17 protein-coding genes are annotated in these 13925 nt (G+C 47.5%); 15 read left to right on the forward strand and 2 right to left on the reverse strand.

Features of this window, described 5'->3' with window-relative positions:
- The first annotated feature begins 16 nt into the window (after window positions 1-16).
- The 3 genes from EII41_RS08505 to EII41_RS08515 all read left to right on the forward strand — a co-directional run bounded on the left by EII41_RS08505 (window position 17) and on the right by EII41_RS08515 (window position 2712).
- Complete coding sequence (locus tag EII41_RS08505; protein WP_124790238.1) at window positions 17-1312, forward strand: sensor histidine kinase; 1296 nt, start codon at window positions 17-19, stop codon at window positions 1310-1312.
- 71 nt (window positions 1313-1383) lie between these two features.
- Window positions 1384-1815: a PepSY-like domain-containing protein gene (locus EII41_RS08510; RefSeq protein WP_124790239.1), complete on the forward strand. Its 432-nt coding sequence runs from the start codon at window positions 1384-1386 to the stop codon at window positions 1813-1815.
- A 51-nt stretch (window positions 1816-1866) separates the two neighbouring features.
- Entirely contained in the window at window positions 1867-2712 is an 846-nt protein-coding gene (locus EII41_RS08515) for a PepSY-like domain-containing protein (RefSeq protein ID WP_124752018.1), read from the forward strand.
- 85 nt (window positions 2713-2797) lie between these two features.
- Here EII41_RS08515 and EII41_RS08520 read toward each other — a convergent pair whose 3' ends face one another.
- Complete coding sequence (locus EII41_RS08520; protein WP_124790240.1) at window positions 2798-3409, reverse strand: response regulator; 612 nt, start codon at window positions 3407-3409, stop codon at window positions 2798-2800.
- Complete coding sequence (locus tag EII41_RS08525; protein WP_185711872.1) at window positions 3406-5241, reverse strand: tetratricopeptide repeat protein; 1836 nt, start codon at window positions 5239-5241, stop codon at window positions 3406-3408. Before EII41_RS08525 ends, EII41_RS08520 begins: the two co-directional genes overlap by 4 nt.
- A gap of 453 nt (window positions 5242-5694) precedes the next feature.
- On the opposite strand from EII41_RS08525, the gene EII41_RS08530 reads away from it, so the two are divergent.
- The 12 genes from EII41_RS08530 to EII41_RS08585 form a co-directional block, all read left to right on the forward strand.
- A complete protein-coding gene (locus EII41_RS08530; protein ID WP_124790242.1) occupies window positions 5695-6078 on the forward strand; it encodes a hypothetical protein in 384 nt (127 codons plus the stop codon).
- Between the two features lie 332 nt (window positions 6079-6410).
- Entirely contained in the window at window positions 6411-7022 is a 612-nt protein-coding gene (locus EII41_RS08535) for a porin family protein (protein WP_124752014.1), read from the forward strand.
- A 20-nt stretch (window positions 7023-7042) separates the two neighbouring features.
- Window positions 7043-8056, forward strand: coding sequence for a DUF805 domain-containing protein (locus EII41_RS08540; RefSeq protein WP_124752013.1), 1014 nt, complete (start codon window positions 7043-7045; stop codon window positions 8054-8056).
- Between the two features lie 8 nt (window positions 8057-8064).
- Window positions 8065-9258, forward strand: coding sequence for a hypothetical protein (locus tag EII41_RS08545; protein WP_124790243.1), 1194 nt, complete (start codon window positions 8065-8067; stop codon window positions 9256-9258).
- A 77-nt stretch (window positions 9259-9335) separates the two neighbouring features.
- A complete protein-coding gene (locus tag EII41_RS08550; RefSeq protein ID WP_185711527.1) occupies window positions 9336-10208 on the forward strand; it encodes a WG repeat-containing protein in 873 nt (290 codons plus the stop codon).
- A 49-nt stretch (window positions 10209-10257) separates the two neighbouring features.
- The gene (locus EII41_RS08555; protein WP_124790245.1) at window positions 10258-11184 is read left to right on the forward strand and encodes a hypothetical protein; all 927 of its coding nucleotides are present in this window, start codon (window positions 10258-10260) and stop codon (window positions 11182-11184) included.
- Between the two features lie 46 nt (window positions 11185-11230).
- Window positions 11231-11740: a DUF2846 domain-containing protein gene (locus EII41_RS08560; RefSeq protein WP_124752009.1), complete on the forward strand. Its 510-nt coding sequence runs from the start codon at window positions 11231-11233 to the stop codon at window positions 11738-11740.
- 177 nt (window positions 11741-11917) lie between these two features.
- A complete protein-coding gene (locus EII41_RS08565) occupies window positions 11918-12385 on the forward strand; it encodes a hypothetical protein (RefSeq protein WP_124790246.1) in 468 nt (155 codons plus the stop codon).
- Window positions 12386-12406: 21 nt separating this feature from the next.
- A complete protein-coding gene (locus EII41_RS08570; protein WP_124752007.1) occupies window positions 12407-12721 on the forward strand; it encodes a hypothetical protein in 315 nt (104 codons plus the stop codon).
- 22 nt (window positions 12722-12743) lie between these two features.
- A complete protein-coding gene (locus tag EII41_RS08575; protein WP_124752006.1) occupies window positions 12744-13058 on the forward strand; it encodes a hypothetical protein in 315 nt (104 codons plus the stop codon).
- Between the two features lie 38 nt (window positions 13059-13096).
- On the forward strand, window positions 13097-13480 hold the full coding sequence (locus EII41_RS08580; RefSeq protein WP_124752005.1) for an HU family DNA-binding protein: 384 nt from the start codon (window positions 13097-13099) through the stop codon (window positions 13478-13480).
- Window positions 13481-13706: 226 nt separating this feature from the next.
- The coding region (locus EII41_RS08585; RefSeq protein WP_124790247.1) for a DUF559 domain-containing protein at window positions 13707-13925 on the forward strand (219 nt) is incomplete at its 3' end.

Consider the following 13925-nt stretch of genomic DNA (forward strand, 5'->3'; position numbering starts at 1 on the left):
CTCTTCTTACGCTCCGATGAAACTGATATACCGTATTCTGATCCGCCTGTCCATCGTCCTGTCGATCTTACTGACGGGATGGGCGGTTTATTTTTACGTGAATATCATCAACGAAGTAAATGATGAAACGGACGATTCGCTTGAGGACTTTTCGGAAATGATTATCAAGCGTGTCCTGACAGGCGAAGAGTTACCGGTGTACGACAACAGTACGAACAACAGTTTTTATATTCAGGAAGTAGATGAAGCCTACCCGCACAGTCATCCGAATATCGAATATCTCGACGAAATGATTTTCATTCCCGAGAAAAATGAAACGGAACCTGCACGAACCCTCAAAACCATCTTTAGAGACCGTAACGGCCATTACTTGTTGCTAACCGTGTCAGTCCCGACAATCGACAAGAACGATCTGAAAGAAGCCGTCCTCTTCTGGATCATTCTCCTGTACATTATATTACTGGTAACGATTCTGGCAGTCAACGTATGGATCTATTATCGTAGCATGAGACCGTTGTACACGCTCCTTCACTGGTTCGATTCTTACACGATCGGAATGAAAAACAAACCGTTGAAGAACGATACCAACGTGCAGGAGTTCCGCCGGCTCAACGAAGCGGTGACACGACACACCAAACGCACCGAAGCCGCTTTCGAATTGCAGAAACAATTTATCGGCAATGCCTCGCACGAGCTTCAGACGCCCCTTGCCATCTGCCAGAACCGTCTCGAAATTCTCGCCGACAGTTCTCCTCTGACCGAAGAACAATTGAGCGAAATCATCAAGACCCAGCAGACGATCCGTCAGGCTTCGCGCCTGAACAAGTCGCTGCTCTTCCTTTCGAAGATCGACAACCGGCAATTTCCCGAAAGCACCCTTCTCAGTATCCGGCAGCAGATCAAAGCACTGCTGGAGGATTTTGAGGAGATTTATGCCCACCGTAACATCTCCGTCATCTTGTCCGAACATGCGTCTCTGCACGTCTTCATGCACGAAGTGCTTGCCTCGGCACTCGTCTCCAACCTGCTGAAAAATGCGTTCGTACATAATACGGAGAACGGCAAGATCATGATCGATATCACCGAAAGCCAATTATCCATCCGCAATACAAGCGACGACCATCCGCTCGATGGCACGCAAATTTTCGAACGTTTCTATCAAGGGCATAAAAAGAAAGGCTCGAGCGGCCTCGGACTCTCCATCGTCGATGCGATCTGTAAGATGTATCAAATCGCCATACGCTACGACTTTCGCGACGGTCTCCATACATTTATCCTGACTTTTCCGAAAAAAAATCGTTCTTTCCGGTAAATTTCAAATTCATTTCAGATTTGCCCCTCATCTTTGCATCGTATTTATAACGACAAAGAATAGTATAGAAAATGAAAAAGATGATTTTATTCGTATGCTTCGTAGCAGTAACGGCTTTAGCATACGCTGGAAACGACAAACCGGTACAGACGAACGAGCTGCCTAAGAAAGCGCAGCAATTCATACAACAACACTTTACGAATGTAGAAGTCTCCTATGCCAAAATGGAAAATGAACTGTTCGATAAAAATTACGAAGTCGTGTTTGTAGACGGCCGTAAGATCGAGTTCAAAAAGAATGGAGAATGGAAAGAAATCAACTGCGGCAATACAAAAGTTCCTGATGCGATTGTACCGAAAGCCATTCTGGATTACGTCGCCAAGAAGCACGTATCACAGAGTATTACGAAAATCGATCGGGATAGCCGTGACTATGAAGTCAAACTGAACAACGGCCTCGGACTTAAGTTCGATTTGAAAGGAAATTTCATCGGACTGGATTAACCGAAACACAAAGCTTTTCAGTTTAGTTTTAACATTTAAATAACAAAGAAGATGAAAACAAAGATTTTATTTGCTTTAGCAGCCGGAATGTTTATGATGCAGAGTTGTAACAACGACGACCATCCTTTGGCGCAAACCGACAACGTAGAAGCTGTTTTAGCAGCCAAGTATCCGTCAGCCAAAAACGTAGAATGGAAGACGCAAGGCGCTTACAAGGTGGCTGATTTTAAGAATAACAACACATCGACTGTGGCATGGTTCGACCAGCAGGCCCAATGGCAGATGACGGAAACGGATATCCCGTACAATGCTCTTCCGGCAGCAGTCAAGAGCGCATTCCAAGCAAGCGAATACGCGACATGGAAGATCGAAGACGTTGACAAAATCGAACGTCTGAACATGGAAACCGTGTATGTTATTGAAGTGGAAAAGGGAAACAAAGAAGTGGACCTGTATTATTCGCCGACGGGCGTGTTGGTGAAGACGGTAGTAGACACCGACAACGATCAGAATGACAGCGATGATTACATCCACTATATCCCGCAGCAACCGACGACCGGTATAAACAAGATCATCGCCCAAAAATATCCGAAAGCGAAGATCGTGGAAGTAGACCGTGAGAATGGAATGATCGAAGTCGAGATCGTAGACGGAAACGTACGTCGTGACGTGTATTTCGACCAATCGGAGAAGTGGCTTTACACCCAGACGGATGTGCGTGTATCCTCGCTTCCGCAGAACGTTGTGCAGGCTGCCTCCGCTTCTTATCCGGGCTATCGCATCGACGATGCGGAGTATTGGGAAACGCCGGCCGGCAACTATTACCTGCTCGAATTGGAAAGAGGTAACTCGGAGATCAAAGTAAAAATCAGCCCATCGGGACAGATCGTACGTTAAGTCAATAAAAAATAACAGAGAAGACGGTGTGCTCGGAACGGAATCGGAATTCCATTCGTGAGCACACTTTCTTCTCTATTTTGATTCAGACCCATTTTTCTTCCACTGCTATTTTCACGAGCACCATCGAATTCTTCGCACCCAGTTTCTGGATCAGGTTCTTGCGGTAGGTCTTAATCGTTTCGATGCTCAGAAACATCTTGTCGGCAATTTCCTGATTCGTATATCCGTCTACGATAAGCCGGAGTAACTCCTGCTCACGGGCGGTAAGCCATACGGGCTGGTTGCTGCGCTTTTTCATGAGCAGGTCGATCTCGTGGCTCAGAAACGTTTCGCCTGCCATAACGGACTCGATGCCGCGCACCACCTCTTCCGAGAGGGCGTTCTTTAAAATGTATCCCGACGCACCCGCCGTAATGGCGCGGTTGACGACCGTAAATTCATTGTACGACGTAAGCATCAGAATCTTCATAGAAGGACGGACAACATGTATTTCGGCGCAGAAGTCGATGCCGTTTCCGTCGGGCATGTTGATGTCGAGCAGCAGCACGTCGGGTTGTTCGGCGGCACAAGCGCGGCGGCTTTCGGCAATCGTATGCGAAACACCCGTTACCTGCGCGACACCGGACTCGTTGATGGCGGTCTCCAAGCCCTCGACAAGCATTCTGTGGTCGTCTGTAATGTGTACGCGTATCATTTCAATTCGATTTCAATGGTTATCTCCGAGCCTTGGTCGAGTTCGGAGTAGATATTTATTTTTCCGTTGTAGACCGAGATGCGGTTGCGCATGTTGATAAATCCGGCGCCGTAGTGTACGGTTTTCGGGTCGAAGCCTGTGCCGTCGTCGCGCACGGTCAGCGAGATCAGTTTTTTATCGACCGTCAGTTGCACATCGATACGTGTGGCGGAAGCATGTTTCACCGCATTGTTGATCAGCTCGTAAGCGCAACGATAGATGAGCACTTCAAGGCGACTGTCGAGACGCGGATTTTCACCGAAGAACTGGAAGTTTACTTCGGGAATGGAGCGGCAAAAATCTTCGAGCGACGTTTTGATACCGTAACGCATCAGCGATTCGGGCATCATGTTGTGTGCCACTCGCCGAAGCTCCACGATAAACTGATCGAGCATACTCATTGCATTGGTAAACCGGTTGCGATCGGTCTCGCTCATCGTGGGAGGCAGTTGGATGTTGCCCAGATTCAGCTTGATGACCGACAGCATTCCACCCAGACCGTCGTGCAGATCTTGCGACAGACGCGAACGTTCGGCATTCTCGCCTTCGAGCACCGAGAGGGTCGCTACCAATTGCTTCTCCTGCTCCAACTGCTTGATCTGCTGTTCGGCAAAACGGTGTTTCTGCACGTTGAGCCGATGACGCGAGAGAAGCAATCCGAAAGCCAGCAAAAGCATCAACAGCCCCGCAACGCTCAGGACGATATACCATCTCTTTTCAGTTTCAAGCGATTCGATCTGAGCCTGTTTCTTCTCGGTTTCGTACTTGATTTCCATATCTGCCATGGTCTGATGGAATCCTTTCACATTATATTCTCTTACAAACTCGGCGTATCGCTTAAAAAAAACAGAAGCCTTCTCGCGATTACCTAATTGCAGGTTGGCGTAAGCCAGATTGTAGGCTAACTCGGGGCCACAGTCGAGCATCGTAGAGTCGTTTTTCCACGCTTTGAAAGCAATGGCCTCGCATTCGCCGTATCGTTTCTGTTCCCGATAGATGGTAGAAAGTATCTGCATGCCTATGGTTTCGAGGCGCGTATCGCTGAATTCACGTGCCAAGCGGATACTTTCTTCCGCATATTCTATGGCTTGAGTGTACTCTCGTTTCAACGTATAAATTTTGGCAATGGCTTGATCGCAATATATTTCGAATGTTTTATAGCTCAATTTGAACCATTCGTTCGCTTTGATTTCGTACTCCAAAGCGAGATCGAGCTCACCCCTCTCCATATAGATAAGCCCCAGTTCATAGTAAGCCATGCGATCTTCGGGTAAGTTATATTTTTTACTCAGATCGAGGTTCTTCCGCAGATAATACTCCGCACGGTCAAAGTTGCCTAATTCCCGATAGAGCGAGCCGATATTCGACAAGGCATTGAACTGGCTGGAAGTATCAGGGATGGCTTCACTTAAACGGAGCACCTCCATACAAGTATTCAGTGTTTCAACATAGCGATTCTGACGGTAATACCAATGGGCTATACAACGATAGGCTTGTACTTCTTCACGGCGGTCTTTCATCTTGATGGCACAGGCGAGCGATTGGTCGAGATACGTCTTGGCCGTATCATACCGCATCAGCATATTGTAATAAACTCCGAGCGAACGGGTAAAATGCGGAATGTACTTTATCATCTCTTCCCTTTCGGCAATCTCCAATCCTTTCTTCAGACAAGAAATGGTGCGGTATGTATCGTAGCTACCGTAGCAATCCGACAGCAGCCGATAGATATCGATCTGCTCCTTGGATGTCAACGCCGAAGTATGCAGCACATGCCACAGCGAATCGGCCATCTGCTCGCGTTGCTCCGTAGTCAGAGCGGAAAACGCCGGAGAAGAAACACACAATAATAGTATAATGTATAAAACTATCTTCGTTAGTCGCATCGTTGTCGGTTTTACTGGTAAATCGGAACACCGGAAAATCGTATTTACCGCTATTCGTTACAAAAGTACACACTCCTTCCCGAATACAACACCCCACAAGTAGGATATTTTCACACTTTTTCCTGAAAACTCCTAAAAGTGGGGTATTGCAGGCTATTTTTAGACCATAACTTTGGCGAACAAATTTAAAACTTATGAAAATTTACGTAACACAAAAGCATGTATTGCATGAATGCTTCAGTAAGAATAAGAAATGATGGGAGAAAGTGAAAAGTGAAAAACGAAAAGTGAGAAATGAAAAGTGAAACGACGTTTTGCGGGAGGGAATATTCCTCTCAAGGACGTAAAAACATGAAGAATATGGAAAAGACAATGACAAACAATGGAAAGAGATGGCCGCAGAGCGCAGCAGGATTCTTATGGGTACTGTTGCTGGCAGTAACACTTGTGGGATGTAAAGACAACGATCCCATTCCGAAAGATTTGAAGACAGAGGTGCAAACGCTGGACGTGGAGAAAGGCGGCACAGCCTCATTCCTCATTACGGAGGGCAATGATAAATACACCGTAACATCCGATCATCCGGAAGTTGCCACGGCCTCAGTCAAAGACAACACCGTAAGCGTAACGGGTATATCACAGGGAGCCAATTTGATAGAATCTCGCGTAAAAATTGGCATGTATACGTCATGGTACCGAAAAATGATAATAATATTCGGAGCATGGGAACGAGTCAAGCGATGATGTTCATCTCGCCGGAAAACGAGAGCCGAAGTACCAAAACCGATATACAAGATTGGTTCTTGAGATACGGCAAAAAGTGAATGAAGAAAGTAGAAAGAGAGTAATCCTTCGGGTGTTGAGGTGTTAAGTCGTTTGAGGTGTTAAGGTGCTTGTTGGCTGACTGCTGATCGCTGTGTCTGACTGCTGATCGCTGAAAACCGAATACGAATTAAACCTTGTGGCAGTTGTAAACGACTTGTGATATCTGATCGCTGACAACCGAACGCTTTTTTTAAAAAACATCTAAATATCCGAAGGAGTGAATGTTAAAAAACAATTAAAATTAAATTACAATGAAGACGATTCAAACCATCTTAGTGTTAGCCGCTCTTTTTGCGGCAACGTGTGTCCACGCACAATCGGAAAAGAAAAAAGTAACTTTCGGCCTGAAAGCAGGAGTCAACCTCAGTACGGTAGATGCTCGGGCCGGAAATGCCCGTGCCAACAACATCGAATCGAGCGCGGGTTTTCATACGGGGGTAACGCTCGATGTATCCATCGCTCCGCAATGGTATTTGTTTACCGGTGCAGAATATACCGTCAAAGGATTTGAAATCGACCAAAGCCGGTATACGACGGTGAACGCTTCATACCTGCAGTTCCCTCTGATAATCGGCCCTCAATTCGAGTTCGGAAATTGGACGATTCCGTTTCATATCGGTTTCTATTACGCTTACGGATTGGCGGGAAAGGCTAACGATGGCAGTAGCGAATGGGATACATTCAGCAAGAAACTGCTGATAAATTCGGACTTCGGAATCCTTGGCGGTTTCGGAGTCGGGTGGCGTAAACTATGCTTCAGCATGGGCGGTGAGATCGGGCTTCTCAATATCCTGCACGAGAACAGGGATGACCTTACGATGAATAACATCAATTTCACCGTCTCGGTAGGATATAAGTTTTAACAAAAAAATGAGAATGCGGTATGAAATGGTTTATTAAAGCGTTTCGGCAGTATGCCGATTTCAGCGGCCGGGCAAGCCGGCAAGAGTTTTGGATGTTTGTATTGTTCAACCTGCTGTTGGCAATGGCGTGGGCGTTTGTCGCCGGACTGCTGATGGGGCTGCTCGGCGATTCTTTCGATCACGACAGCGACAGGCTGATATTCATGTACAAACTGATAGCGATTTATTATGCCGTGACGACGGTTCCCGCCATGGCGGTCGGTGTGCGGCGGCTGCACGACACAGGGCGTAGCGGCTGGTGGATGCTCGTCAGTCTCGTTCCTATTGCGGGCGGCATCTGGCTCATCTTATTGATGTGCCTGGACGGCAGCGCGGGCGACAATCGCTACGGCAGCCCTCCCGACGGGACAACGGGGAATGTCCCGAAATATGATTTGCGACAAAAGGCACTGATGTGGCTGACGGCATTCGCCGTTTTCAGCATCTATATGTGTTTGCTGAACCTTGTCGATGTATTCAGTAACCGGTGGTACACCGGTACCGATCAACTCAACATGCTGTTGACTCTTTTGGGTAATTTTTTAGTCTCCGTCTCTTTCATCATCATGGGAATCGCCTTCCTGCAAAAGAGGGACTACTCCCGCACGGTGGGCGGATGGATAATTGCCGCGTATGTTCTCCTGCTCATCTTGGAAATCCGGTGGACTACAGTAATAACCGATTTCCATATTAATATGAGATTTGTATTGAATATTATGCTATTCCTTGCTTTTATCCTTTACGGCGGATTGCTGCTGGCAAGAAAAGGGCGTTTGCCGCTGGCAAACTATGTGCTGATGGCGGCAAGCGGTTGCAGCGTTATCCTGGCACCCGTTTTTCTGGTACCTTTGAGAATGATGGAAGCCCACAGCTATCTCGATTATCTTATAAGCCAACTCTCCCTTATCGTGCTGCTGTCGCTGTTGGTGTATGCCGTTGCCAATCTAGCTGCAGCGGAAAAGGAAATCGAACACAAAGAAAAAACGCAAGAATAAAAACGGTTATGAAAAAGATATTTTTACTGACCGCCCTCTTCGCCGCCGTTATCGGCTCGGCGATGGGGCAGACGGAAATCCGCACGGCTGAGGAGCTGGCCGCTATCGGTACGGACAAGGAAACTCTGAGCGGTTCGTACATATTGATGAACGATCTAACGCTCGACGACTGGGTGCCCATCGGACGGATGGACTATGACGGTGAGACACCCTTCGATGGAATGCTTAATGGTAATGGCCACACGATAACAATCAACAGCTTTTCCATCGATACGGACAACACGGCGTGCGTCGGGCTGTTCGGGCTGATAGGCGAAAAAGGTGTGGTGAAGAATCTGCGCATAACGGGCAAATTAACTTATACAGACAAGCTCGACTTTCTGTATATCGGAGCTTTTGCCGGTGTGAACATGGGCCTTATCACTTGTTGCGTCTCATCTGTCGACTTGACCTGCGAATACATCAAGAGCGACGCGAAAACGAAAACGAAGACGAATCGCTTGTTTGTCTATGAGAAAGGGCAGTTTGGAGGATGTGTAACCGGTGTCAATTTCGGTAATATTACACATTGCTATTCCGATGGTGCCATCCGCGTTGCGCAAGGACAGGCAGCCGGCATCGCTGCCGGCAACGGAAAAGGTGTCAAGGGAGGTTTCGGCATCAGCGTAGGCAGTGGAGGTGTGGGTGTGGGTTTCACGCCGGGCAAGATTCCACTGACCAAGAAAAGTATAGCCTTCTGCTATTCCACCGCTTCCGTTTTCGGCACCGCTAATAATAAAGGTGGCAGATCGGTAAAGATATTCGTAGTCGGTGCTGCCAACGGGCTTGTCTCGATTCTGCGTTCAGAATCGTCAATAGTGTATCACTGTGTGGCCCTTAACAGAGAGTTGGAAGCACGAGGCGACGGCAAGCCGTTTACCTTGGCATCGCCTTTTCCTGCGGCAATCCTAGGACTTACGGGGGTAGAACATCCGAGTTTTCAGTTCTATTATTTCGACGGGATGCCTATTCGTCGCTATGTGAATGGCGAACTCCAAAAGCCTAAGAGTTTGTCGCCGAAGCGTGCCGTGGCTCTTGCCGATACACAGGAAGAATCGTGGTGGCGTTTACCCGACGGAGCCGACAAGAACATGGAAAAAAAGATGATTGCCTTCCCGTTCGGTACAGACGACACGGCACCATGGCAATGGGATGCACAGTAGAAACGACCTGTACTGTATTGGGAGATTGCAAATCAATAATCCGCCTTCGGCGACGGAGGCATAAAACAAGATACAAAATGAAGAAGAAAACGCTCGGAACAATTACAGTATGCGTGATTGCGATACTGATGTCGATATGCGTCGGTTGTAATCAAAAAAACAAGACGCAGGCTTCATGGCAGCAAGACCCGGAAACGGGCCAATGGGGTTATATCGATTACGAAGGGACACTTACCATACCTTACCGATACGATAGCATAACCGATATTCTCAAGGCGGATTGGGACTTCAACAATCAGTGTGCTGTCTGCATTAACGGGAAGTGGGGAATCGTCAATGAGAAAACAGGGAAGGAAGTCGTAGCATGTAAGTATGATTTCTTTGATAAGTCGGATATGAATTCCGGTTTGTTACGTGTGAACATCGATGGAAAGAGAACGGACCATGACAGAATTGTAGGAGGAAAATGGGGATTGATTGATAAGAACGGAAACGAAATCGCCCCTTGTATCTACGATGCTGTTTATGTGAGAAACGCGAAAGACAGTCTGCTGGATGTAACGATAGGAGAAGAACGAGGGGTGGTTCATTTCAACGGAACCGTTGTGGAGCCGCTTGAAAAATACGTCCGAGTTCGCTACTCGGGAAAAGAAACGAAAGGCAATCAAACCCTCGAAACCTCCTTTGTGCTGGTTACACATGGGAAGAAAAAGCGGATCGAATTTTTCTCTTTCAATGCGAAACAGGAACTTGGCGCAGGCGAAGGGGCTTTGGACAGATCGAAAAGTTTTAGCATGAACACTGCAACAGCCTTCGATGTATCCGCCAACGGTATCCTTCAACAGGAAAATTTAGAAGTCGTATTGACACGGGAGAAAGCCGTTTGTTCCATCGAAAACAACGGACAGCATTACACTTGTACGGCTTATCCCGAAGAAGGACAGAAGTAAACTTGTATTAACCCGCCTCCGGCAACGGAGGCATAAAACAGAAAAAAATATGAAACGAGTAACAAAATGGATGACCGCGATACTTTTAGTATCTCTGTTTTACGGTTGCGGTCCCTCTGCGGAGGATGTGCTGAAAAAGTACGAATCGTATGCCGAACTGACGGTGGAGGGCGATAAACTCCCCGTCTCGCTCGAAATCATGGAAGGCATTCCTCCGGTGATTACCTATTCGGCGCCGTTGATAAACAGCAGTCAGGAACATGTAAACATGCTGGCAGGACGCTGGTTCGTCGCCGACGCGCTGAACCCGGACGTACGGTTGCCAGCCAAAGTGAAAGTTCTGCCGGTGGTCGATATGGCCGCGGGCAACACGACACAATCCGCATCATACGGCTACAACCTTATGCTCGACAGCATCGAAGCACCGTTCCTGCTCGTCGGCTTCGAGGGCATCGCCCCCGCCGAATCGAAAGAGGCGGCTATTCCGCCGCTGTTCTTCCTTGTCGAAAACAGGAAGGGAGAGCCAAGCATGCTTACTCCTGTACCCCGTGCGGCAGGCGACCTGTTTACGGCAACCTACACACCGATGTTCTTCTCCGAACAGACGTATTCGGGCGAAGTTCCTTTCGAGAACGCGAAGAACGTAACGCTGGAGACGACGTTGTCGCGCGATTTGAAGCAAGTCCTTCAGTTGAAATTATCGGCAGAAAAGCTGAAAATGAACCCTTCGGAAAGAGAAGTGAGTAGCCTCGTTTTTAAAGGTGGATTCGAAACAAAAGATTCCATCGATGTCATCGACGGCAAAATAACACAGACCCACCAACCTTTAATCTGCGACCTGACCGTTACGAATGCCTGCATATTCGGGCAGGTAAAATTTGAGTTGGATATGGGCAGAACAAAATCGGTATATGTTGTGCTCAAAAACATCACCACGCCGCAGAACATCCCGGAAGAGATTTTAAAGAAACCATAAGCAGAAACATAATCAGGAAACATAATAACGCATAAAAAAACAGAACATGAAAAAATTAATGTATGTAACCGTATTAATCGGTGTACTGGGTCTGCTAAGCGCATGCGGAACCAGCAGAGCAGTCCTGCCGTCCGACGTGAGTAACCGCGCAATGAGTATCCAACCGGTAGAAGACAAGGCGTTGCTCTACATCTATCGCAGCTCGCAGTTAGGATGGGCGGTCGGGATGCGTATCGACCTCGATCAGGTACAACAAACGAGCCTTTATGGTCGGCATTTCTATCTCTGCGCGCTTCCGCCCGGGTCGTATCACCTGAAAGCCTATGCCGAGAATCGCGACACAATGACAGTCGACGTCGAAGCAGGCAAACGATATTACGTCGAAGTGACGCCCCGAATGGGCATCTTCCTCGCCCGTTGTAAACTCCATGCGGTAGATGAAGACGAGGGGAGGGAGAAAGTGAAGAAGTGCAATTTAGTAGGCTTGAATGAGGAAGCTCAAAAAATGTTGAACTATACCCCGCCTCCGGTGGAAGAGCGGAAAGGAAAAAAGTAGCAAAGTAGTCAAGTAGCAAAGTAGCAGGGTAGTCAGAGTAGTAAAGAATAACAATTGACGATTAAATTAGTGCAACTTGTCATAGACTTGTGCAACTTGTGGTATCTGAAAGCTGACCGCTGATTACTGGCTGCTGAATAATCATTAACAATTATTTCACACTAAACAAAAATCGATATGAAATCAAAAATGAAAATGATGATGATCTTGCCGATTATATTTGCGGCAACCGTCGGCCTCTACGGCCAATCCTCCGAAAACAGTAAGAATACACCTTCGCAAAAGGAAATGTTGCAGGTAAAGGTTACCTATCTGGAGGAAGAGAAAAAGATACCGAACGCAGATGTTTACTTCCTCTATTACGACGAAGCAGCATCGACGTTAGTTGAGAAAACGGCTAACACCGGCAGCGGTAAGACCCTGAATTTTCAGGTGCCGGTAACGAGTGGCGGAGCATCTTATGCTTTTGTCGTTTTCTTCTCTAAGGAAGAGGTGGAAAAAGCGAAAGATGCACTTGAAAAAGGCAACAATCTGATGATGTTTTGTCGTCCGTCCGGAGAGACATGCGAGTCTCTCGAACTGCGTATTCAAAAAAACGGCACCATAGGCAATGAAGGCTGTGCCATACAGATGGTAATCAAATAAACACATAAACAAATAAATCGTATGAGTGCAATAGAAAAACTTACCCCGCAAGATTTCGGACGAGAACTCGATATCGCCCTGTTTTCCAAATGGAAAAGCGCATACAACGATGCGTATATACAAGGCATGTTCAACCTTGTAATTATCTTCACAACCCCCCTTCCCCTGTCTTATCTGTTAGGATTTCTCGGCACCATCCTTTGGTTTATCCTCAGCTTTGTCTGTATTATGGTGATCATAACGAAATACAATAAAGTGAATAAGCTGAAAGCACAGCTGGGCATCAACAAACAAGAGATTCTCGAAGCAATCAGAAGATGCAAACAAAGAATATAAATCGTTTAAAATCAGAAAAAAGATGAAAAGAACAGATCAAAAAAGAGCAACGGGAAGCAGAAGCCTGTGGGCGATGGCCATAGCGCTTCTATTCAGTCTCGCAGTCCTGTCGTGCTCCAAAACGGAGACGGTCACCGTCACGAACGTTTATCAGCCCCTTGTTTCGGGGATGGTGAACACCTACATCAGTGTATTGTTCGACGACGGACAGACGGCCGAAGTCGTGCTTCCCGTCGACGATGCGCTATGGGACCGCGCACGGCGCAGCAAAGGCCGGCAAGTAGAAGTCAAACGCGAAGGAGAAAAATGGTTGTTCGTCCGCTTCGTCGACCAATAACCGGAAACATTTATCTATTCATTTAAAACCAATTTTTTATGGCAATCAAATTCAAAGTAATCGAAAAAGGGCAGCCCGGTGTAGCGGGCGGTGGAGTGAAAAAGTATTATGCCTCGGCCAATGTGACCGGCGAGAAAACGCTGGCAGGGCTCACGCGCGACATTGAACGGATGAGTACCGTAAGCGGTGCCGATATCCGGGCCGTGCTTTACGCGCTCGTCGACGTCATGCAGTCGTCGCTGGCCGACGGGCAGGCCGTACGTCTGGGCGAGCTGGGCAGCCTGCGCATCAACATCTCGAGCGAAGGGAAAGAGACCGAAAAAGAAGTGACGGCCGACGCCATCAAAAGCGCGAAAGTCATTTTCACACCCGGTGTCGACCTGAAGAAAATGCTCGCCAACCTCAAATACGAAAAGATGTAAGGTGTGCCCTCCGGAAAACACGTGTCTTTTTTTAAAAAACACACGTGTTTTTCCGGAAAAAGACGCGTCTTTTTCGGACAGACGTACTGACGGACACTCCCCTCCTTTGGAGGGGTGGTCTGCAAGACCGGGGTGGTCTCCCTTCCTCTGGAGGGGTGGCCTGCAAGACCGGGGTGGTCTCCCTGCAAAGGATAAAAGACAGAACAATCGTAAAAGGACAGAACATATGGAAACAACGCCATTGACCTACATTCATGGAGTTCCCGTATACAGAAGAGTAATCGGTAGATTACCCGTAAACGGTCGGCTGGCGCCTCGAGCAAAGGCTTTGAGGAAAGCCGGGATTTTATCGGAAATTCTTTTCTGGAAACAGGTTCATAAAGGGCGGTTTCATGGTATTGATTTCGACCGGCAGCGAGTGATCGGGAATTATATTGTCGATTTC

Source organism: Tannerella forsythia (assembly GCF_003860135.1).
In the GTDB taxonomy this organism is placed as follows: Bacteria; Bacteroidota; Bacteroidia; order Bacteroidales; family Tannerellaceae; genus Tannerella; species Tannerella forsythia_A.